General features: G+C 44.3%; 21 protein-coding genes and 1 pseudogene. 12 read left to right on the forward strand and 10 right to left on the reverse strand.

What is annotated here, in order from left to right; all coding sequences use genetic code 11:
- Positions 1-84: 84 nt before the first annotated feature.
- The gene (locus LQV63_RS10810) at positions 85-789 is read right to left on the reverse strand and encodes a FadR/GntR family transcriptional regulator (protein WP_233696716.1); all 705 of its coding nucleotides are present in this window, start codon (positions 787-789) and stop codon (positions 85-87) included.
- Positions 790-1090: 301 nt separating this feature from the next.
- Here LQV63_RS10810 and LQV63_RS10815 point away from each other — a divergent pair, with 301 nt between their 5' ends.
- The 3 genes from LQV63_RS10815 to LQV63_RS10825 all read left to right on the forward strand — a co-directional run bounded on the left by LQV63_RS10815 (position 1091) and on the right by LQV63_RS10825 (position 3587).
- Positions 1091-1540 (forward strand): SgcJ/EcaC family oxidoreductase, encoded by a 450-nt coding sequence (locus LQV63_RS10815; protein WP_233696717.1) that lies wholly within the window; start codon positions 1091-1093, stop codon positions 1538-1540.
- A 260-nt stretch (positions 1541-1800) separates the two neighbouring features.
- Entirely contained in the window at positions 1801-3081 is a 1281-nt protein-coding gene (locus LQV63_RS10820; protein WP_233696718.1) for a helix-turn-helix domain-containing protein, read from the forward strand.
- Positions 3082-3422: 341 nt separating this feature from the next.
- Positions 3423-3587, forward strand: coding sequence for an aspartyl-phosphate phosphatase Spo0E family protein (locus tag LQV63_RS10825; protein ID WP_233696719.1), 165 nt, complete (start codon positions 3423-3425; stop codon positions 3585-3587).
- 17 nt (positions 3588-3604) lie between these two features.
- Here LQV63_RS10825 and LQV63_RS32035 read toward each other — a convergent pair.
- The 4 genes and pseudogenes from LQV63_RS32035 to LQV63_RS10845 all read right to left on the reverse strand — a co-directional run.
- Positions 3605-3769 (reverse strand): annotated as a pseudogene (locus LQV63_RS32035) (histidine phosphatase family protein); the annotation flags it as partial.
- 124 nt (positions 3770-3893) lie between these two features.
- Positions 3894-4139, reverse strand: a complete 246-nt coding sequence (locus LQV63_RS10835; RefSeq protein WP_233696782.1) for a Tom20 family protein — start codon at positions 4137-4139, stop codon at positions 3894-3896.
- A 113-nt stretch (positions 4140-4252) separates the two neighbouring features.
- On the reverse strand, positions 4253-4801 hold the full coding sequence (locus tag LQV63_RS10840; protein ID WP_233696720.1) for a GyrI-like domain-containing protein: 549 nt from the start codon (positions 4799-4801) through the stop codon (positions 4253-4255).
- Positions 4802-4803: 2 nt separating this feature from the next.
- Positions 4804-5667 carry an AraC family transcriptional regulator gene (locus LQV63_RS10845; protein WP_233696721.1) on the reverse strand — a complete coding sequence of 288 codons (864 nt, stop codon included), beginning with the start codon at positions 5665-5667 and terminating at the stop codon, positions 4804-4806.
- Between the two features lie 288 nt (positions 5668-5955).
- Here LQV63_RS10845 and LQV63_RS10850 point away from each other — a divergent pair, with 288 nt between their 5' ends.
- Positions 5956-6309 (forward strand): DUF4158 domain-containing protein, encoded by a 354-nt coding sequence (locus LQV63_RS10850; protein WP_233696722.1) that lies wholly within the window; start codon positions 5956-5958, stop codon positions 6307-6309.
- 1844 nt (positions 6310-8153) lie between these two features.
- Here the strand turns inward: LQV63_RS10850 and LQV63_RS10855 are convergent.
- From LQV63_RS10855 to LQV63_RS10865, 3 genes are all read right to left on the reverse strand, one after another.
- Positions 8154-9533 (reverse strand): MFS transporter, encoded by a 1380-nt coding sequence (locus LQV63_RS10855; protein WP_233696723.1) that lies wholly within the window; start codon positions 9531-9533, stop codon positions 8154-8156.
- Positions 9534-9732: 199 nt separating this feature from the next.
- Positions 9733-10158, reverse strand: coding sequence for a MarR family winged helix-turn-helix transcriptional regulator (locus tag LQV63_RS10860; protein WP_233696724.1), 426 nt, complete (start codon positions 10156-10158; stop codon positions 9733-9735).
- Between the two features lie 94 nt (positions 10159-10252).
- Positions 10253-10564 (reverse strand): CHY zinc finger protein, encoded by a 312-nt coding sequence (locus tag LQV63_RS10865; protein ID WP_233696725.1) that lies wholly within the window; start codon positions 10562-10564, stop codon positions 10253-10255.
- Between the two features lie 196 nt (positions 10565-10760).
- Here LQV63_RS10865 and LQV63_RS10870 point away from each other — a divergent pair, with 196 nt between their 5' ends.
- The 4 genes from LQV63_RS10870 (at position 10761) to LQV63_RS10885 (ending at position 15467) form a co-directional block, all read left to right on the forward strand.
- Positions 10761-12488: a bacteriocin maturation protein gene (locus LQV63_RS10870; RefSeq protein ID WP_233696726.1), complete on the forward strand. Its 1728-nt coding sequence runs from the start codon at positions 10761-10763 to the stop codon at positions 12486-12488.
- The gene (locus tag LQV63_RS10875; RefSeq protein WP_233696727.1) at positions 12485-14434 is read left to right on the forward strand and encodes a TOMM precursor leader peptide-binding protein; all 1950 of its coding nucleotides are present in this window, start codon (positions 12485-12487) and stop codon (positions 14432-14434) included. The genes LQV63_RS10870 and LQV63_RS10875 overlap by 4 nt, the downstream gene beginning before the upstream one ends.
- A gap of 98 nt (positions 14435-14532) precedes the next feature.
- Positions 14533-14640 (forward strand): YjcZ family sporulation protein, encoded by a 108-nt coding sequence (locus tag LQV63_RS10880; protein WP_233696728.1) that lies wholly within the window; start codon positions 14533-14535, stop codon positions 14638-14640.
- A 287-nt stretch (positions 14641-14927) separates the two neighbouring features.
- The gene (locus LQV63_RS10885; RefSeq protein WP_233696729.1) at positions 14928-15467 is read left to right on the forward strand and encodes a superoxide dismutase family protein; all 540 of its coding nucleotides are present in this window, start codon (positions 14928-14930) and stop codon (positions 15465-15467) included.
- A gap of 480 nt (positions 15468-15947) precedes the next feature.
- Here LQV63_RS10885 and LQV63_RS10890 read toward each other — a convergent pair whose 3' ends face one another.
- Together LQV63_RS10890 and LQV63_RS10895 are read right to left on the reverse strand one after the other, a co-directional pair.
- Complete coding sequence (locus LQV63_RS10890; protein ID WP_233696730.1) at positions 15948-17330, reverse strand: sensor histidine kinase; 1383 nt, start codon at positions 17328-17330, stop codon at positions 15948-15950.
- On the reverse strand, positions 17330-18043 hold the full coding sequence (locus LQV63_RS10895) for a response regulator transcription factor (protein WP_233696731.1): 714 nt from the start codon (positions 18041-18043) through the stop codon (positions 17330-17332). Before LQV63_RS10895 ends, LQV63_RS10890 begins: the two co-directional genes overlap by 1 nt.
- 167 nt (positions 18044-18210) lie before the next feature.
- On the opposite strand from LQV63_RS10895, the gene LQV63_RS10900 reads away from it, so the two are divergent.
- Genes LQV63_RS10900 through LQV63_RS10915 form a run of 4 tightly spaced genes read left to right on the forward strand, consistent with a single transcriptional unit; the run spans position 18211 to position 20987 of the window.
- On the forward strand, positions 18211-19128 hold the full coding sequence (locus LQV63_RS10900) for an ABC transporter ATP-binding protein (protein ID WP_233696732.1): 918 nt from the start codon (positions 18211-18213) through the stop codon (positions 19126-19128).
- Positions 19125-19871 carry an ABC transporter permease gene (locus LQV63_RS10905; RefSeq protein ID WP_019423099.1) on the forward strand — a complete coding sequence of 249 codons (747 nt, stop codon included), beginning with the start codon at positions 19125-19127 and terminating at the stop codon, positions 19869-19871. Before LQV63_RS10900 ends, LQV63_RS10905 begins: the two co-directional genes overlap by 4 nt.
- Before the next feature lie 12 nt (positions 19872-19883).
- Positions 19884-20615 (forward strand): ABC transporter permease, encoded by a 732-nt coding sequence (locus tag LQV63_RS10910; protein ID WP_019423098.1) that lies wholly within the window; start codon positions 19884-19886, stop codon positions 20613-20615.
- A 21-nt stretch (positions 20616-20636) separates the two neighbouring features.
- Complete coding sequence (locus tag LQV63_RS10915; protein ID WP_019423097.1) at positions 20637-20987, forward strand: YxeA family protein; 351 nt, start codon at positions 20637-20639, stop codon at positions 20985-20987.
- Positions 20988-21028: the final 41 nt, after the last annotated feature.

Consider the following 21028-nt stretch of genomic DNA (forward strand, 5'->3'; position numbering starts at 1 on the left):
ACTTACATTCATTGTTAATACATTTGAATAACATTGATATGTGGGTAATTGGGTGGCCCAATTTAATAATCAAAAGGATGCTTCTCATCCATTTGATTCCACCCTGTTCAACAGAATGTTCTGCTTCACTTGATGTAAATGATGCAGCAAAGCTTCTTTTGCTTTCAGTGGGTTCTTCTCCTTAATCGCTTGCATAATGTTATAATGTTCTTTATATACTTCGTCCTTCCGGCCTGGTATCTCTACGGTCTTCACAAGTGTTTTCTGCAACAGATCGATATGAAGATCAATTAGGTTCACGAGTACTACATTATGCGTTGCCTTGGCGATCGAGAGATGAAAAGCTTGATCCGGATTCACGGGATCATCTGAGTCGCGGTCAATCTTGCCCCATTTTTCGAATGCGATTTCAATCTCTCGTATATCTTGATCGGTCGCCCGCTCGGCTGCCAGTTCGACGATGCCGGTCTCGAAGATTTCCCTCGCCTCCAACAGTTCGATAATCGTAGCCCGCTCAATATTCTCCATTATCCGCTTCTTATCTTCTGCCTCGTTAAGGTTCTTGTTCAGGAATCGACCGCCTCCGGGACGCGTCTCGATTAATCCTTCCCGCTCCAAAATACGGAAAGCCTCTCGCAATGTCCCGCGGCTGATGCCAAATGCTTGGGCGAGCTCCCTCTCTGTCGGCAATACATCTCCAGGAGCAAGATTCCCCTCGAGAATTAAGTTCTCGATTTGCTCAATGACATCTTCATATACACGGTGGTACTTAATTTTTTTAATCGTCATTGTTCATTACCTTTCATGCGTGACTTACGATAAAATTGGTCCATCCAATCACCCGCATTTTCATACTAATATCAAATTTATACCATGTCAAGACATTATTGATAGCGCTTACCTAACATTATAACGTATCATCGAAGGAGTTAGATCTTCCAAAGAAACTCCCCCATATGAACATTTTCATGGCAGATGCCATTATGCTTCTGTATCGAGGAACCCCGGGAAAGGTCACAGAGAAACTTAAGGTTTTGTTTAACAGAAAGCCTGGTTATAATAGTAAGAAATCTGTTAGGAGACATAAATTATGGAATTTTCTGTATCGAACGAAGTCCGCGCACTCTACCAACAACTAATAGATGCTTGGAACAATCGCAGTGCCCGCGCAATGGCTGAGCTGTTCGCAGAGGAGGGCGAGATTATCGGTTTTGATGGGAGTCAGGAGATTGGACGCGATGAGATCTTCACGCACCTCAAGCCCATATTTGAAAACCACCCAACTGCTATATTTGTAAGCAAAGTGAAAAGTGTGCGTGTTCTAGGCTCTGAAATCGCCATCGTACGAGCTATAGCAGGTATGGTGCCGCGTGGACAATCAGAGCTCGATCCTAATGTCAACACGCATCAAACACTAGTTGCCGTTATAGACGAGGGGAATTGGCGGATCCAACTTTTTCAGAATACCCCGGCTCAGTTCCATGGGAGACCTGAGTTAGTCGAACAAATGACATCAGAGTTACGGCAGCTGCTTAAATGAGTCCGCAGTTCTGCCCTGGTAGGGTCCAGTCCCCTCTTCATTGGATTTTGTACAATCAAAACAATAGGCGGGTTGAACTAAAGAAAGTGCATATTCCAGCCAATAATGATGAGCTGCCAACTACTTTTCTTCACTCTCCCTCCCGTTCAGAAGGGCATGATTTACTTGCATGCCTAGACGTTGCGTTTACAATCCATAAACAGCATGGTAAAATATAGGTGGTCAATTATTTGAGATTCAAAAGGAAGGTGCGGGTATGTGTGAGTGATGTAATTCAGATTCAGACTATCGGGGAGTTGATTCACCAGTATAGGCGTGAGTCTGGCATGACGTTATCTCAGTTATCAGACATTACAGGCAGTCATAAAGGTACGATATCAAGGATTGAAAACGGAGATGTCAAGAGACCCGAATTTGAGACCGTACATCCACTAGCGTCTGCATTAGGAATACCCTTCGAGGACATCGTCGAACGTTACATAGAGATTGATAAAAGGGCCGATTCCCTGCAAACCATTTTGCAAACTGTCATTCAGTCAGGCAATATTGAACTTATTAACAAGGTTGCCTTGAAATTTTTGGAATCCCCTAGCGAAGACAGCTATATTCTTGTTGAGCGTCTTTATACGCTGGCCGATGCAATCGAAGACAAGCCAATCAGATTATCGTTGTACAGGCTGCTGATTCATTACTCGCGTAACCACGGCATGATGCTCTTTCTAGCAAAAGGACTGTACGCAGCCTACTTAATCGAACGAGACGATTTTACTAAGCTTAAAGCTACGTATGATAGTGGAAAGCACATCATTCATTATGTGAATTTTCTATCCAAAGAAGAACGTATATCATTGTATTATAAGCTTGGCGTTCATGCTTTTAACCTCAGACTGTTCGAAGACAGCATTGAATTGTGTAACACGGTCTTAGAAGAAGACCCATCAGACAGCTTATTTAAGGTTAACTCTACCGGAATACTTCGAGACTCTCACTACTACCTAGGTAACTATGACCTATCAGAAAAATACTCGGTTCAGTATAGTAAGTTCAACCACCCGCACGTAAAAGAAAACGTCCTGTTATTGGAAGCTGCATTACATGCGAAAAAAGGAGACGTTCTCCTCGCAATATCACAACTTCAGTTAGCACTAAATACTTGCGGAGAAAACTCACAACTCCATGTAATTAATCAACTTTTAACGCTGTATCTTGATCAAGGGAACTTGTCTGCTATCCATAAACTGTTGGAAATGGAGGAAAGGGTAGTATCTGTTCCGTATTCTACACCGTACAAGCAATCGAGATTGGCACAGTTTTTTAAATTAAAAGGAGATTTTTACGTAGCTGGCGGCGATTTTGAAAAAGGTATAACAAGCTATTTAGAAAGTGCTCATCAATATACAATAGTTAACGATACTCTAAAAGAAAGAGAATGTATGAATTGCATCATAAACCTTCATATACGTGATAACAAGGTAATGAGCATCGATATTTTAAATAAATTATCAAAATATTACAATCGTAGTGTTAGCCACGATACCTAACTGGAGGGATGGGCGTGAAACGTCGTATCAACAATTTATTGTACAGTGCTTTATTCTTATCGACTGTTTTTATTGTAGACATGCTGGTGACGTTAAGCGATAATTTGGGGGATCATGGATGGTAGCAGGGAGTACCTAACTGGGTACTCTTTTTTTGATGATCCTTGTAGAATAAAGTCGAAAGTTACATGATTATCTATATACTGGATTTTATACAACATATATTACAATTGGTACAACTAAAACAACAACGAATTGGTGCCTGTCATCAATGTACTGAAAATGCGAGGTGACAAAAGGTGTACCTGTACGACAAATTAGACGATAATGAGCTGTCAAGGATGATACTAAATCTTAGACAGCGACTTGTCCTTGCAGTTAGCGAGAAGAATAATTTCACGGACAAAGAAGTTGTATTGCTAAGCCAAGAGCTGGATGTTTATATTTTGGAGTACCAGAAAAAAACCTTTCACAAAGAACTACAAAAGATCAAAATTAGCCATTGAGTTTTACTGAATGAGATCTACTCTTTCCATAGTCGCTTTACTTCTTTCAATTGATTATTCACGATTTCCATTCGATAGATGTCCGGTTTACTAGTGTGAACCAAAAAATCCAACCCATATGTGGAATCAAAATAATTCATCATTAACGTCATCACGTTGCCGTGAGTTCCAATCGCAACCTCTACCTCACTCCGCATCTGCTTTTCCCTTTGCAGTTCATCCACGGGTACGTTCATTCCCTTCTGTATAGGGAGACTCGGCATACCGAACCATATAGATTACGATGATCATCTGAACCCCCTGCGGCTACTCGTTATGCATTTTTAATGTGGCATCAATTGCCAGCTGCGTTGACTCGATTAACTCCGAATTATTTTTCACAAGCCTGATTTCTAACGCCTTATAAAAGTGCGCCAGCGCTTCTTCATACTCCCCTTGATCAAGTTTGTTCTTCCCCATATGTTGATATAGAAAGTCCTCGATATCCTGCAACGATTTATCAGCTTGATTATGAAACTCTCTTACCAGGGGTAATACCAGCGTAGCTGACACCACTCGCAAACACATGGATAAAAATGTAAGAACCCTCCGCGTCTGGAGAGTTCCTTTTATGAGTGATAAATGTTTGCAGCCTGTTTGTTAAACTAACGTCTTTGTTAGTGTAGCTACTCTTGCTTAATCGGTATATAAAAATCAAGTATCAGTACCTTCTGTCCACGTTTTTGGGGCACTCCAAATCTTTGATCCGTATAAACTTCGCATGAAAAGTAATTTTGCCAATCCACTTCATATCCATTTTGATGAATGGCTTCCATTGTCAGTTGATGTGCATTCGGGTATATATTATGCTCTTCGCCCTCAATCCAAGTTTTTGCAATGGTACAAGCTGGTATGTAATATGCTGCATACCCATCAGGCACAGGTGTATTAACTTTCATTAAAAAACCTGCAACGTATGTAAATGTTTCATCCTCTTTGTTGAAATCTCTTACGTACCCCTCATAACCATTCGGCGTTTCGGTAGGACAATATTCAGTCATGTTTGCAAGCGTATCAAATGTGCCGTCGGAAAAGCATTGTTTCCACAACGATGGAATCGTTGGATATTTTGATGGAAAAATAGGATTAAATTTTTCAATCTTGGTTCTAATTTCTTTTCCAACCATCTTGTACGGACCAAAATCAACAAATTCAATTTTTTTCAATTTAGCCATTGTCATCTTCCTTTCGCAGTAATAGGAACCCATAGTTCATTTTGAGGATAGTGTCCTGGAGGATAAAAGCATTCAACTGCTGGCAAGTCTGCCAGTGCATAATCTGATGTAGGAACCCAATCCGTATATAAACACTTCCAAGCGTTTACGAGGTCGGCAGGATTTTGGGCTTCGAATACAACCCATTGGCTTTCAGGGAATGTTAGCTTTTCCATATCCGCAGGAGTTTCTTTTTCAGATGGTACCGCCAAGTAATAGAAGAAAGTATCATTTTTACCCCAGTCACCTCCTGATAAAATGCCCAATATGCCATTAGGTACTTTTTCTGAGTTTTCACCCATTAAACCAAGTAATTTGTCACCAATGCCGTTCATTCGTGCTTCTTGCCAGATCTTAGGTATGGAATTGAACGCATGATCAGTATTCACACAATTTTTGAAGCCCGCAGCTGAAAACCCAGGATTTTTTTCAATTCTGTAGTTCATTTCTGTTCTCCCCGCAATCGAAATGTGGAAAGACATACGTGGATAAGCCTTCATTTTTACCCCTGATTTACGAGTTGATGTTGGTGAAGTCCCATGCAGTTCACGAAATGCTCGCGTAAATGAAGCATGAGATTTATAACCATATGTTTGTGCAATTTCAATCACACTTTTGTTGCTTTGTTGCAGCTCAAAAGCAGCAAGTGTCAGCCGTCTTCTTCTGATATAATCAGAAAGCGTCACATCTGATATAAACGCAAACATTCGTTGGAAATGATAATTAGGGCAACAAGCTGCTTTTGCAGCTTGCATATAATCAATTTCCCCAGTCAGGTTGTCCTCAATATAGTCAATTGCTGCATTCATTCGATCAAGCCAATCCACTAATGGTCCTCCTTCCATATAAAAGTCTAGCAGAAAAATAAACTGCTGCTTTGCAGTTGTTGTACAAAATATGCAAAAGAAAAAAACTGCTATTTGTTGTTTAGTTGAACTATTCTGCCGGTTAGTGTAGTCCCCATTAATATAATAAGTTCCGAATTTGTTTTTGTATACGGAATTTCGAGCAATTGAAGACTCATATTGTCTAAAATATACAGCTTGGATATACTTATTCCAAGTACTAAGTTCCGATACTCACTGTTATAGGAACTTTACTTTGGAGGGGATAACATGAAACGGAATTGGGAACTGGACGAATTAATCGAGCATTTTACGATCCTACCGAACGAGATGAGGTTGATCGAGAACAAGACCGGGGAAACCAGGATTGGATTTGCCGTGTTACTCAAGTTTTTTCAAAATGAAGCCCGTTTCCCAACTCATAAGTACGAAGTTCCCAAAGCGGTGATCGCGTACATTGCAAAACAAATCTTCTCTGAGCCAGAATTATATGTTCAGTACGATTGGACCGGTCGTTCAATCACCTACCACCGAACACAGATCCGAGAGTTCTTCGGGTTCCGCGAGGATACGATAGAGGATGGCAGAATGGCTATGCCAACATTTTCTGCATCACGATCATGAATTTGAGCGTTTAAAGGAACGCGTTTACCGTCGATTCCATGAATTAAAAATCGTACCTCCCACGCCGGACCGCATTGAGCGTTTGATCCGTTCAGCCATTCACACATATGAAGAATCCTTCTTCCAAGCGACATACTCTTTTTTACCAAGTATTGCTTAAATGTATATGTTAAAGTATAGAATGACAATTGAATAGGAGGTGCTTTCTAAATGGATCCAATTGAAACAGGAATAAAACTATTATTGTTTATAATATTTTTTTCACTATTCTTTAGTTTGGTACGGTTCCTAGTCCAAAAATTTTTAAGTGACTTCTTTCAAGGTTCTTCTAAAGTAATAATAAAATTCTTTAGTTTACTTAAAGAAATTTTTCAAAAAAAGCGCTGACCATTTGGTTAGTCCTGTTGAGAAAACGTTCTACTCTAAGCATATGTTCCATTAGCGGTCATCAAGCGCTGCAAAAGCAAGGGAATTATTCACTCGCAAAAGAGTATGTTGAAAAGTACTTCAATATCGCTGTCATACTTTTTTCAATAGCCTTCAATTGTTCCTCGAACGTTAAAACATTTTTTCCTTCTTCAGCAAACGCAGAACTTGCCAGTGAAAAAATCAGTACTAGTGGAATCTGTACGTGTGGATGAGTTCACCTATGGACAATATCTTTACCATCCAATAAGACACCTTCTCTCATTTCTCGATAATTCATGATCAACATTCTACTATAGAAGATACAGGAAATGGATATTATTTAACTTATGTAAGATGATTGATATGTGGCGACCTTCGCCTTGTATAGTAATTCAGAGAAAATCGAAGAAAACGGAAAATTGAAAAAGTGGGAATTTATCTGCTTTTTGTGATGTTCCACGGAATCAAAATCGCCGCTCACGGCTGAATTTGCCTGAATACGGCGGTCGAAGTGCTGGACTGTTGCACAAAATCCCGGATTTTTTTGCAATAACATAAGGTCTTAAAGCAAAAAAAAAAGCATCAGACACTTATGTCCTGTTGCTTTTTTTGTTCTAGAAGCGAACATCATTACTATAAGCTGGAAAGCTTTGAGCTGCGTTTGCTATTCAAAGTTAGCTATCACGGATACACAATTTGAATATAACGAGTTTATTAACAAGTTTCCCATATAACTTCTGCTACTTTGCGGGTGGTGTCAGCTACGCTGGTACTACCCCGACTAGCAATACAACACAAAGCCACCGTCTATTCCATGAAATATTTTACATCAAAACATTTCATGGAAAGTCTCTATTAATGAAGTATATTTCGCAACTATATCTCCCCCATGGGGCGAGCCCGCTTTCCATAAATCCAACCCCCGGCCTACCTCTTTTGCGCGAGAGCCTGTCCGTCGCCGGCCCTTGGCTGTTCGGGCAACCTAATATTACGTTTACACTTCGTCCATTGGAAATCATCCAACAGAAATGCTCTATTTAAGCCAAAATGGGGCGTTCTACTGGAAAACATCCAATCAAATCGGCCCTTCTCCAGCTACACAGCTGTATGCAGGTCCATTCCACTGTACTAAATCCAATGGCGTCCTCTCGCCGCTGCTCCTCTTCACCAATCTGCTGTATGAAATCCAATGGCATGAGTCTGCGAGCATTCAAACACCCACGAAGACAACAATGCAACCCATACTTTCTCCCATTAAGTGATGAAGCTGCCTTCATTTCATTATACAAATAGGAATCGAGCATTTCAGCAAAATTCCAGCAAAAGAGGACAGAACAGTCATCGTTCCATCCCCGTCATCTGCTGCTCCCCATTTTCTTATACCGTCTACATGAAAGGCTTGTTAAGCTAGTTCGGCTGCGGCCATCCAATAATCGTTAGTTATCCTTGACTGTTATACGGAAGGAAGCAACAAAGCTTAACAGTATAAAAAGCAATTGAGCGGTTAATGCCAGCATAACACCTGTAAATATTCCCCACTCAAGCGTTTCGCTAATGGCTATGAGAGCACCGCCTACACCAATGCTTAATCCGGGGCCAAACGCATCAACGAATTGAAGATTGGCGGACACCTCTCCTTCTTGGCCCGGCTCGGCATGCTGTAGTGCAATGGCTCCCGTTGTAGGATTGGCCAACCCTATGCCGAACCCAGTGAATATTTGCGAAATGACCGCCCATACGATTCCACCGCTTGGTAACCCGATTACGGTGATGACTAACGCTACCCCGACGATCATCACACCAACACCGATAATGACCCGCTTTTTTCTGCCCTTGCCATAGTCTCGTTCATCAAGCTTGGATTGCAGCCAAGCGGCAGTGGACCAACTTAATGCTCCTGCGGCTACGATCAAGCCGGCAAGGTCTGCCGAGAAGCCTTTCACCTCGGTTAGAGCCAGGACGACGTAGCTTTCCGTTGCGACGTAGCAGGCAACATAGAACCCTCTGGACATAATAGTGGCCGGCAAGCCTTTTCGAACGAAAAAGGTCCCTGCTGGAAGCAGCTTCCTCAGCGGCTGAATCATAACAATAACTCCTGCTGCCGATAGCGCCATTCCCTTCCAATCGGATATAGAGCCTAAGCCGGTGAGCAGCACCCCCGTGCCGAGAGCTAGTAATATAGCGTATACTTCTTTGTGACCACCTTGTGCAGCTGATGTGCCCTCAGCTTTTTGTAATTTACGAAATGAAGGAAGCGTTAAGAATACAGCTAGAACAATGAAAGGGAGCACACACCAAAACACAAATCTCCACGATGCAAATTCAGCGATAAGTCCTGCCAAATAAGGACCAATTAAAGCAGGCAAAATATAAGCGCTGGAAAAAGCAGCAAGAATTTTTGTTCGCAACGCATCAGGATAACGTAATGTAATGCTATAGTACACACAAGTTATAATGGCACCTGCACCAAATCCTTGAAACGCTCTCCCTGCAATAAGCATGTGCATGTTCACCGAAGTCGCTGCAATAATGATGCCTATAACAAAAATAAAAATGGATGCAATAAAGGATGGAGCGACACCCCGCTTGCCAATTTGCTGCCCCATAATCATCGTACCGATAATTTGAGACAACAGAAAGGCAGTAAATATCCAGCCATAAAGATGGATGCCATCTAAATTTTGCGCCAATTTGGGAGCAATCGTCGTAATGGCCAGCCCTTCAAATGCCACGGTAGTAACGACCAAAATAATACCGATTGTCAACGCCCGGTATGGAGCGTCAAAAATCCCAACCTTTTTCGAATTCGTTGTCATCGCGCACCTCCTATACTTGTCACAACCGTAATTGCTATAGCAAGTATTATGATAAAAAAATGTATGTTCCTTGTTTCCAATCCCTCCTTCGTTCCAACTATAATACGGAAACTGCTTCCTTTATATTTATTTGCTATGATGATAATAGTCATGGCAACTATTTGTCCATAAAATGAAGGATCCCGGCAAGCAAATCGAGCTAAAGATCCTTTACATTGTTATACATGATGGAAAGCGTCCTTCTGAAAGTTTCAACTTCCTCTTCGGTTAATCCTTCAATCGTTTTCTTATAGGCTTCAATCGATGGGGCCAGAATTTCGTCCTCGATTTCTCTTCCTTTGGAAGTTAAATACACACGCAAGGATCTTCTATCCGTCTCATGAATGACACGGTGGATAAAGCCCTTTTTCTCCAGCTTGAACAGCATCCGCGCAATATTCGTTTGATCCTTATACAGTCTTTCCGCAAGCTCTTTTTGCGTAATGCCCTCCTGCTCCCACAGAACCACAAGAATTTCCCATTGATCAACGGTAATATCGAAGGGATTCACTACTTTTTGATAATAATTGTTCAGTTTTAAATCAGCCCGGTGAACCATGACGCCGATATACTTTTCTAATTCCAAGGTTAGCCTCCATTTTAGTAAACAAGACGATAGTTGCTATGACCATTATAATTGCGCCCTTTTATGATGTCAATACGACGACCTATAATCGCAGCTATTCAAAATATAGGTGATTATGGTTCGAGCATCCTGGATTAAACTGAAAATGACATAATGGACATCTATAATGACAGTTTAAATATTCTTTGATGGTTAATTTCGTATAACAATTTCCGCAAAGGATAGCCTTTGTATCCCACTCCGCTTTTAGCCATACCTTTGATTTGTGATCAGCCGCTTCCTCATGACAGAAATAACATCCATAATACGTGTCGCAGCACTTAAACTTTATAGCTACTACATCGATTTCTTTATGATAATGTTTACATCTTCCCTGTTCATCTATAGCTCCTGCAACATGAATCATATAATTACCTCACGTTTCTAGGTCATGGTAAAATCCGCCCTTCTATATGAATAATATCACAAAGAGAGCAATATTTTCACACGCTGGTTGCGTGTGTCATCCTGGTTATGGTTTTTTACGGAACAAAAGCGGATTTAGCGTCATAACCTGAAAGTATATTTTTTTAAGCCAATTACATTTTAAAGGAGTAGTAGCTGTGGAACAAAACTCCTTAGGACAAGGAATGAGCGAAGCCCCCCCCTCCTCATTATCACAAAATGTTCTCAGAAAATACGCTGCACAGCTCCAATTTTTAAATAGCTTCGGCAAGCCGGGCGCTCCCCTATTTGAGTCCTACCGTCAATCCAAAGTGTTGGCCATCGGCTCCGGTCCCTTCTTGCTCTCGCTCGCAACGGCGTTGTTCGATTCCGGCTTGTCCAGATTCCATGTATTGGTCACGGACGCGGCGGCGACCGATCAGCAGCGTTTAATGAAGTTGCAAGACCGCGCCCGCCGATCGGATTCTGGAGCATCGATAGATGAGATAAGCTTGCCTAAAGAGGGGCAAAGCTATTGGCGGGAAGCCATCCGTCCGTTTGATTCGATTTTATATGTATCGCAGAAAGGCGATATCGAGGAGCTCCGGGCTATCCATGCGGCTTGCAGGGAGGAGAAGAAAACCCTGCTCCCTGCCCTATGCATTGGACGGAAGGGGCTGGCAGGTCCATTGGTCCATCCGGACTCCGAAGGTTGTTGGGAGTCTGCGTGGCGGCGCATACATCGGTCTGCGTTAGGCTATGACAGTCATCCTCTGCCTGGATTCTCCCCCACTGCCGGTGCGCTGTTGGCAAATGTGATCGTCTTTGAATGGTTCAAGAAGGTTACGGGAGTGACTGAATTAGAAAGGAAGCATCCATTCTATCTGCTTGATCTGGAAACATGGGAAGGATCCTGGCATTCTTATTTCCCCCATCCGCTCGTGACCGGACGCGCGGCGGCTAAATGGGTTCAACATTGCGAGCTCAGGCTGAGGCAGACTTCGGGCAGAAGCGAGCCGGATATATGGTTCCCCTACTTCAAGCGTCTGACATCAGCGAGCTCAGGCATTTTCCATATCTGGGAAGAAGGCGACTTGAAGCAGCTCCCGCTCGCGCAGTGCCGCGTGCAGCCCGCCGATCCGGCAACTCATGGACCGGCCGAGCTGCTGCCGGATATCGTCTGTTCCGGAATCACGCACGAAGAGGCCCGGCGGGAAGCTGCTCTAGCTGGAATAGAAGCTTATGCGGCACGAATGGCTGGCTCGCTTATTTCGGCGCTTCCCCCGCCTCACGGAATAGAGTGGAATGAAATAGAAACGAAGGAATACATCGGCGTCGGAGCAGGGGAAACGTTCGCGGAAGGCGTCTGTCGCGGATTGCAAAAGTGTCTGAACGATGAACTGGGCAAGCGGCAAGCAAAGCGTACCCTTTCCATCGTTCCAGTGCATTTACATGAGGTGGAAGATGAACGTTGCCTTTTTTATTTGCAGGCTCTGACCACGCTGCAGGGAATGCCAGCGATCGGCTTGGAAGAGAATATATGCGGCTTCCCTGCCGTATGGGTTCATGCAAATGATCGTTGGCATGGAAGCACAGGCTTGAATACGACAGCGGCGCTGCGGCGGGCTTTGCAGCAAGCACTGCAGCTGGCCCAAAATGAAGTGATTGATCAGGCGGCGAACAGCTTGAACACCCCTCTCATTATGGAAACAGACAGGATTCCGCTTCATCTAGTCGTCCCTGCCAGTTCATGCGCATCACATGTCGAAGTTCTAGGGTCCGCCCTGCAAATACTGGAACGGAACCGCAAGCGGCTTATCGTGTTCGATTTGGAACTGGAACCTTTTGTAACAGGAGCTCCAATAGAAGTGTTCGGCGTGCTGATGCACGAGGAGGTATCGCCATGAATCCCGTCGTAGCAGTTGTAGGCAAGGGCATGTTGGCGGAGCTTGCATGTGAAGAACTATTAGAAATGTATACGATTGTCTGTCTATCTGATGTCGGAGCAAATGTTCCGAAGTCAGTCGAATTGATTCTGATTCTTGACGACGACTCAGACTCCTCCATCTTTCTTGAAGCCGAAGGAGCGCTCCAACAGGGGGACATCCCATGGCTATGCGCGTTTGTGTCATTCGACGAGGGTGTAGTGGGACCTTGCGTTCGCCCGAGTACGCCGGGCTGTTCCCAATGCGCTGAACACCGCCGCCTCTTGGCGGGACGTGACTCCGAGGAGAGACTAGAGCAGCTTTTGAACAATCTGCTGACGCCTGGAGAAAGAGCCCCTAACCCTTATGCGTCAATAACAGGACTTCGTCAAATGGCTCTTCTGATCGCGGCAGAGGCGCAGAGAATTCTTCAGGGCAGCAGGGCACATACGGAAGAACGAATATATTTGATCAATCTGATAACTTTAGCGACCTCTCTTCACACTTTTCTGCCGAACCCGTTATGTCCCGTGTGCGGACAGTTGCCCGACGACTCGCTAGAAGCGGCCCGAATTTCGCTGCATCCGCGTCCCAAAATAAGCTGTGAGAACTACCGTTCCCGTCCGCTCGACGAGCTGAAAGAAGTTTTAATTCAGGATTATGTGGATGGCCGGACTGGAATTTTTAATGATAAAAAGCACGACCTTTTGTCACCGTTTGCAGGCTCAGTCGTGAATTTGCCATTGTTCTTTACAGGAGACGAGGTCACAGGAGGCCGTGCCCATTCGTATGCGGAGAGCGAGCTGACTGCAATTTTGGAGGGCTTGGAGCGGAGCTGCGGTCTGGCTCCCCGCGGGAAACGAACCGTGATTCGAGACAGCTTCCGCAATCTTGCGAGTCAGGCGCTCGATCCGGTCAAGGCAGGAGTTTACTCGCAGAAGCAATATGGACAACAGGATTTCCCGTTTGAACCATTCGATCCCGACCAACCAATCGACTGGGTGTGGGGCTATTCGTTCATGCAGGAACGTCCAATCCTTGTTCCAGAGCTGCTCGGATACTACAGCTTGGGCGAGCAAGGCGGTTTTGTCTACGAAACCTCTAACGGGTGCGCGTTGGGCGGAAGTTTGGAAGAGGCGGTATTCTATGGCATCTTGGAAGTGGTGGAACGCGATTCATTCCTGATGACCTGGTATGCGAAGCTCCCTGTCCCCCGCCTCGATCCTGCTTCAGCTAATGATCGGGAGCTAAGGCTTATGATCGAACGGCTGCAGGCCGTAACCGGATATGAGTTGCACTTGTTCAACACGACGATGGAGAATGGAATTCCGAGCATATGGGCGTTGGCGAAGAGCACAAAATTTGAAGAAATGAACCTTATCTGCGCGACAGGAGCCCATTTGGATCCGATACGGGCCGCAAAAAGCGCGATTCATGAATTAGCAGGTATGATGTTGCCGCTGAAGGAGACTTTCAGGGAACGCCACGAAGAGTGCGTTCAAATGTTCTACGATCCATCCTTGGTACAGCAAATGGGGGATCATTCCCTGCTATACGGTTTACCACAAGCAGAGGAACGTTTGCATTTTTTGTTGGACGAACGTCGTCCATTGCGATCGTTTGATGAGGAATATAAGCGGAAGCCGGGACATCGGGATCTGACCGATGATGTTAATGAGATGCTCCAAGCATTCCGCAGGCTGAGCCTCGATGTGATTGTGGTAGATCAGACGTCGTTAGAAACGCTGCGCAACGGGCTGCATTGCGTAAAAGTGCTCATTCCGGGAATGATCCCGATGTCGTTCGGACATCACCTTTCCCGCTTGACAGGGCTGGAGAGAGTTCTTAATGTACCTGTTGAACTTGGGTATGCGAAGCTACCACTGACGCTTGCACAACTCAATCCGCATCCGCATCCTTTTCCATAGTCAAAAATATATATGTGCTTGTCTAATGGCACTTGTCTATACGCATATCCATCACCCGCCATACAATACATCATCTGTAAAATAAGGAGGAATAGAAAATGGGTTTCGCTCCATCCTGTGGTTCTTGTGCCGGACTCTTCACATCTACTGGTGTAATCCTGGTGCTCTTTATTTTATTGGTCATTATAAGCCGTTCATTCATCTAATTACTGAAAATCAGTTCCACTTGGTGCACACCCTCTTAGGAAATTCAGCAGAGGCCATTGTCCGGTATCCACACCGGGCAACGGTCTCATTTTATAAATAGTCCTCCATGTTTCTGTTATTCAATCTTATCCATACATATAAGGGGCTTCCAGCAATCGCGTCGTCCCATGTACAAAACCGAATGACTAATGGTGAGCTTTTGTATAGAAATGTGCTAGCTATAGTTTTCTTTGTATAAAAATGGAGCACACTAATACAGAAATATGCAAACATCAAGGAGGACAAGATGAACAAACTTGCTATTACATGCTTGTTGGCAAGCGGCCTTATATTAAGCGCCTGCGGCACCAACGAAGCCTTTGCTGAAGAGAAAACTCCTAACGTGACGGTCAACATCATCAACAGCAAGGGCGCTGATATCGGAACGGCTCGACTCAGTCAAATCGGCGATAAAGTACAGATTCTTATCGAGGCGCACAACCTGCCCCCGGGAATACATGGCACTCACTTTCACGCTGTCGGCCGATGCGATACACCAGATTTCAAAACGGCAGAAGCGCATTTGAATCCGAAACACAAGCAGCATGGCTTTGAAAATCCTAAAGGGTTCCACGCTGGAGATTTGCCGAACATTGAAGTCGGTGCCGACGGCAAAGTGCGGGCAAATATTACAACCACGACGGTAACTCTAGAAAAAGGCAAGCCCAATTCGCTACTAAGACCCGGCGGAACATCATTGATCATTCATGACAAAGCCGATGATTATATCACGGATCCTACAGGCAACTCCGGAGATCGCATTGCTTGCGGTGCAATCAAAGAGTGAGCTGTACGCTGTCACACGTAATCCGAGCAGGCGCATACAAATTTATGCGCCTCTTACCAATCCCTGACTAACAATTGATTATTTTTTCAACAAATTCGATATCACTATTCATATCTATGTTTGGGAATTCGCTTTGCAATATTATTAATTCATTTAAATACTGTTGGCTTGAAAATATGTATGCCAAGTCATCATATATTTCCCTTAACCAGTTTATGATTTCATATTTCATCATTTATCAATCCCTTTAGTGTGCCGAGAAAATAAAGTATTAGACTGCCGCTGTTTTATTGAACTAACGTTCTCCGTTAGTTCAACTACCTACGGATTTCTGCAATACAGAAATACTTTCCTTGAGGAAGATCGTTTGTATTAAGTTCAAAGCGCACCTCACGTGTTTGGAATGATATCTAAATTAGTTTAAAGATTAACCATAACCATATGTAATCAAATGTTCTCATTGTCTAATTTTTCGTTCTGTTACTGCACAGGGAATTCCATAACCGCTGTTAGACCTCTTTGGTCCACACCACTTGCAAGAACGAGACGACCGTGATGCGCCTTCGCAATCCTTGCCACCATCGGAAGCCCCAGGCCGTGACCTTGCTCGATGGGGCGCTTTCTCCTTGTTGAAAAGTACAATTCGGTAATCTCCGCCAATTGCTCCTGTGGGATTCCCCGTCCATTGTCCCTTACGATAAAGAGATACTGGGAGCGGTCCTTGGATAGAGAGGCTTCTATTATGATTTTGCATCCCTGCGAGTTATGACGCACACTGTTCTGGACAAGATTACTGATTGCACGTAGCAGTAATTTCTCATCCCCATGGATCTGAACCGCTTCATCGGCCAGTTTCAATTCAATATCATATCGGTCATCCAATCCGTTATTTAAAAATTCCGTGACAACCTGTCTAGCTAAAACCGATAACCGGATGTGCTTCAAATGCAAAGGCTGCATTTCATACTCGAGCATGGAGACCAGATTCAGGTCACTTACAAGTGAGCGTAACTTCTCGCCTTGGCGCCGGATAATACCGGCCTGATGCCTCTGCTCCTCTGGCAAGTCCGAATGATCCTCCATTTCACTTGCATAACCGAGAACGAGCGAGAGAGGCGTCCGAATATCATGAGAAATCCCGGCAATCCAGTTGGAGCGTGCTTCATCCCGATCTTGCAGCGCGGCTGTCTTTCTCTGAAGTATAGCTGACGCGGAATTAATGCTCTGGGCTAAATCACCGAATATACCTTTGGCGTCCAACTGAATCGCTTGCTCCCTGGCTAGATTGTGAACTCCGTCCACCAGAGGGCGTATCTTTCTTATGAGACGCGTGCCAATGACAATAGATATCAGCAGAGCCAACGCTAAATTACAAAGTAGCAGTAGTACAATCCGCAGAGGCAACGAGCTTATCCAATCTGGAAGAAAATCCAATTGATACTTCCAGTGGCTTTCCTTGGGATACCCTACCACCATCAGGCCATCCGTATGTTCTGACGTATAAACCGGATAATCCATAAGGTAATACCGCGAGAACTTGGCTACATCGACTAGATTGTAGGATTTAGGAACATCATTAGGTAGATGGTAGTCCCATCTCACATGACCTTTATCACCGAGAAGCATGGCCCAGGCATGATTCTGCTTCAGAAGCTCGGTAGCCTGCTCGTCCAGTTGAAAGCTGTCGTCCTGCTTCTCCAAGCCTTGGGCCACTTGCTTAATCATGCCTTCTGGGGACGGGTGCTGGTAGTTTTCTGTGAACACCAGCGTGCCCAGTAGTACGAAATTAAAAATAAGCAGAAATATCGAGATAAAGATGGTCGTGGCGACAAACCGGCGTAATATGCGAATAATTCCCTCCACTAACGTATCTCCTTCACCAGCAACTTATATCCCAGTCCCCTGACGGTGAGAAGATGGATCGGTTTGGAGGGATCGAGCTCGATTTTTTCTCGTACCCGCCTGATATGGACCATCAATGTATTTTCGTAACCATAGCTGTCGTCTCCCCAAACAGCCTGGCATAAGGCATCACTTGTGACAATTCGATTCTGGTTTTCGTACAACTTTACAAGAATCGCATGTTCCTTTGCCGTCAATGGCAGCTCTTTCTGATTCCTGTGCACAACAGCGCTATCCAGATCAATGCTCTGTTCTCCCAATCGAAAAGCAGACAAACGCTCCACCATGGGAGAGGAGTAGACCCGCTTCAGTATTGCCATAAGCCGTAATACCAGCTCCCGCGGTAGGAACGGTTTCACAATGTAATCATCTGCCCCCAAACCTAGTCCAAGCAATCGGTCTTCATCCTCACCCCGTGCGGAGAGAAAAAGAATCGGAGTTTCCGAGAACTGTCTAATGGAAGACAGAAGCGAGAATCCGTCGCCATCAGGCAGCATGACATCGAGAATCGCGAAATCCGGCTTGCCTGTGCGGCAGATCGACAGAGCTGAAGCACAGTCGGCTGCTGTGTAAATGCGGAAAAAGCCCTCTTTTCTTAAAAATCTTTCTATCATAGTTCTGATTTCCGGTTCATCATCTACAATTAATATTTTTTTGTCTTTTAAATTCTCCATGCTGCACCACCCTGAATTTATTATACATGAACAAGGGGATAAACCATGTTTTTCAGATTCTATTTAAGGTTGGCGTAAGGTCTTCTAAAGATTAAGGAAAGGTGGATTCCTTACTGTTGAAACAGAGGGGAAATATTTAAAATGACTTGAATGGAGCTGACTTTCTTATGAGTGCATTAGCTATTGTGCAAACGCAAAATCTGTCCAAAACGTACGGGGCAATTAACAGTGTGAATAAGGTTGATTTACATGTGCAGGAGGGAGAAATCTATGGGTTTCTGGGTCCAAACGGAGCGGGGAAAACAACTACGCTAAAAATGCTGCTCGGACTCATCAAGCCTACTGAAGGGACAATCCAAATTTTCGGGGAAAGCCTGAGCAAACATCGGCCATCCATTCTGCAACGTACTGGATCACTGATTGAATCTCCCTCTTACTACGGACATTTGACAGGGCTTGAGAATATGAAGGTCATGCAGCGCCTGCGGAACGTGCCAGATAAAAACGTACATGAGGCGCTTCGTATTGTACGGCTGGAAAATCAGAAAAACAAAAAAACTGAACAATATTCGCTAGGAATGAAGCAACGGCTGGGAATCGCAATGGCCCTGCTAGCCTTCCCCAAGCTGTTGATCCTCGATGAACCGACGAACGGACTTGATCCCGCAGGCATTGGTGAAATTCGGGAGCTCATCAAATCATTACCCGAACGCTATGGAATAACGATATTGCTCTCCAGCCACCTTCTCTCGGAGATCGAACAGATCGCTACCTCAGTAGGCATTATCAGCGAAGGGAATCTGTTGTACCAGGGCAGTATGGCAAGCCTGCGGCAAAAAAATAGAAACGCCATTTTTATGAAAACAGGGGACAATGCCAAAGCGGAGCAGTTACTATTCACTAAAGGATACAGTCCAACACAAAGTGGCAGCCGGCTTGAGCTTAGCAATCTTCAGGATACGGAAGTGGCGGAAATGAACAGATTGCTTGTTGAGCATCAAATCGCTGTCACTCGGATCGAGGAGCAGAAGAAAAGTCTGGAGGATATTTTCCTGGAATTGACAGGAAAGGAGCGGAGCTTGTGATCAAAATATTAGGACTGGAATATTTCAAAATCCGCCGCAAAAAAATATGGATCATGATTATCTTATTTCTTGTCGTAGAGATGCTATGGGCTTTTATGTCCATTAGCCGGTCCATTGCGAGCAATCCGGATCACGCCGTTTGGGAATCTATTATTTTTAGTATATCCTCCATGAATGGCTTTTTTATGCCGATTATTTCGGCCGTTGTTGTCTCACGTATTTGCGATATGGAGCATAAGGGAACGACCTGGAAAATGCTTGTTGCTACCAATGTGGGGCGCGGGCATCTCTACGCAGCGAAGTATATTTGCATCAATAGTCTGCTTCTGTATGGCATCTTTGTACAGGCCTTATTCATCATCGTGTTCGGAGTCATAAAGGATTTTCCCGGTACGCTTCCTATCGATTTACTGATTCGGTTCATTGGGGGTACTCTACTGACGACTCTCGCTGTCACAGCACTTCAACAATGGATTTCTTTTGCTATTAAAAATCAGGCCTTTGCGCTGTGCTTGGGCATGCTGGGCGGCTTCATCGGAATGACCGCCGGATTATTTCCGGCTGCTTTTAGACATATTTTTATTTGGTCTTACTATTTGGATCTCAGCCCGGTTACTTATCTATACGCTGCGAACACCTATACGGTACAGCCAGAAAGTTTTGGAATTGTACTGGGTGCGTTGATTATGACCGTCCTGTTCTATATCGCCGGGAACATCCATGTAAGCCGGCAGGAAATCTGAGGAGGGAAGTTAATGAAACGAAGTATTTCTGCTGAATGGCTCAAACTGCGTCATTCCCGGATTGGTCTTGTAATCGCTGTACTTCCAATTATAAGTCTGTTGATTGGATGTGCGAATTATTATTTTAACCAGGGTGCCCTGCAAAATGGTTGGTACAGCCTGTGGACCCAGGTCAGCCTATTTTACGGTGTGTTTTTCCTGCCTATTCTGATTGCCATCTGTTGTTCCTATATATGTAGACTAGAGCATTTAAACCGAAATTGGAATATGGTTATGACCTCTCCTGTATCAGTTGCCAGTGTATTTCTTGCCAAATTGATTGTCGTTAGCATTTTAATCTTGTTCGCGCAAGCGCTGTTCATGGGACTCTACTGGCTTGCAGGTACCTTGTTCTCCTTACCTGGGCCTTTCCCTGTAGAGACTATAGGTTGGACGATACGCGGATGGTATGCTTGTATGTCCATTAGCGCTCTTCAATTGGGACTTTCGCTGCGGATCCGCAGCTTTGCTACGCCTATCGGCATTAGTCTGTGCGCGGTCTTTATCGGTCTGGGCATGTATATTGCCAAGTTGGGAATGTTTTTCCCGTTCTCATTGCTCAATATTGGCATGCGTGTGATGAGTCAGGATAAGTTGACTGACATGCAGAACTTTCTGTTTTGGATGATCAATTTGGCTTTCATCATTATTTTTGCGTCGATGTCTATTCGCCGGTTGAAGAACAACGATATTGTCTCATCCTGATTGCGTTAGGAGGAATTTATCATGAAAAAAATATTGCTTGTGCTGGGGCTCATACTCGTGGTTGGGGCATGCCTATTGATGTTCTTCTTCAACTCGGAGAAGCTGACGCCTGAAAATTCTGCGGGAAAAACGATCTATTATACGATGATAACCGGCCTCGGTGTTCAAGATGAGAACGGGCGTTACAACTATGAGCTGACTTCATATAACGAGAAAGGAAAGGAGAAGAAGCTTGGTTTTTCGGCCGGAAAGCAATTGAGAGAAGGCGCTTATGTTCAGCTATATAACACGTTGATTCGGGGCGTCACGTACTGGGAAGAGGTTACCTTCGAGGAGCTACCAGAGGCGGTTCAGCAGCAGTATCAAAAATAATACGAATTTGAAGGAAGAAATCGGACCGTAGATCCGACTTC

Origin of the sequence: Paenibacillus profundus (assembly GCF_021369635.1) — a bacterium.
Classification (GTDB): domain Bacteria; phylum Bacillota; class Bacilli; order Paenibacillales; family Paenibacillaceae; genus Paenibacillus_B; species Paenibacillus_B profundus.

Excerpts from the sequence above, each read along its gene's own strand:
- LQV63_RS10850 (WP_233696722.1), top strand. The coding sequence starts at position 5,956 with ATGAAACGGAATTGGGAACTGGACGAATTAATCGAGCATTTTACGATC.
- LQV63_RS10910 (WP_019423098.1), top strand. The coding sequence starts at position 19,884 with ATGAAACGAAGTATTTCTGCTGAATGGCTCAAACTGCGTCATTCCCGG.
- LQV63_RS10840 (WP_233696720.1), bottom strand. The coding sequence starts at position 4,801 with ATGGCTAAATTGAAAAAAATTGAATTTGTTGATTTTGGTCCGTACAAG.
- LQV63_RS10880 (WP_233696728.1), top strand. The coding sequence starts at position 14,533 with ATGGGTTTCGCTCCATCCTGTGGTTCTTGTGCCGGACTCTTCACATCT.
- LQV63_RS10865 (WP_233696725.1), bottom strand. The coding sequence starts at position 10,564 with ATGATTCATGTTGCAGGAGCTATAGATGAACAGGGAAGATGTAAACAT.
- LQV63_RS10885 (WP_233696729.1), top strand. The coding sequence starts at position 14,928 with ATGAACAAACTTGCTATTACATGCTTGTTGGCAAGCGGCCTTATATTA.
- LQV63_RS10855 (WP_233696723.1), bottom strand. The coding sequence starts at position 9,533 with ATGACAACGAATTCGAAAAAGGTTGGGATTTTTGACGCTCCATACCGG.
- LQV63_RS10895 (WP_233696731.1), bottom strand. The coding sequence starts at position 18,043 with ATGGAGAATTTAAAAGACAAAAAAATATTAATTGTAGATGATGAACCG.
- LQV63_RS10810 (WP_233696716.1), bottom strand. The coding sequence starts at position 789 with ATGACGATTAAAAAAATTAAGTACCACCGTGTATATGAAGATGTCATT.
- LQV63_RS10825 (WP_233696719.1), top strand. The coding sequence starts at position 3,423 with ATGATACTAAATCTTAGACAGCGACTTGTCCTTGCAGTTAGCGAGAAG.
- LQV63_RS10900 (WP_233696732.1), top strand. The coding sequence starts at position 18,211 with ATGAGTGCATTAGCTATTGTGCAAACGCAAAATCTGTCCAAAACGTAC.
- LQV63_RS10875 (WP_233696727.1), top strand. The coding sequence starts at position 12,485 with ATGAATCCCGTCGTAGCAGTTGTAGGCAAGGGCATGTTGGCGGAGCTT.
- LQV63_RS10915 (WP_019423097.1), top strand. The coding sequence starts at position 20,637 with ATGAAAAAAATATTGCTTGTGCTGGGGCTCATACTCGTGGTTGGGGCA.
- LQV63_RS10815 (WP_233696717.1), top strand. The coding sequence starts at position 1,091 with ATGGAATTTTCTGTATCGAACGAAGTCCGCGCACTCTACCAACAACTA.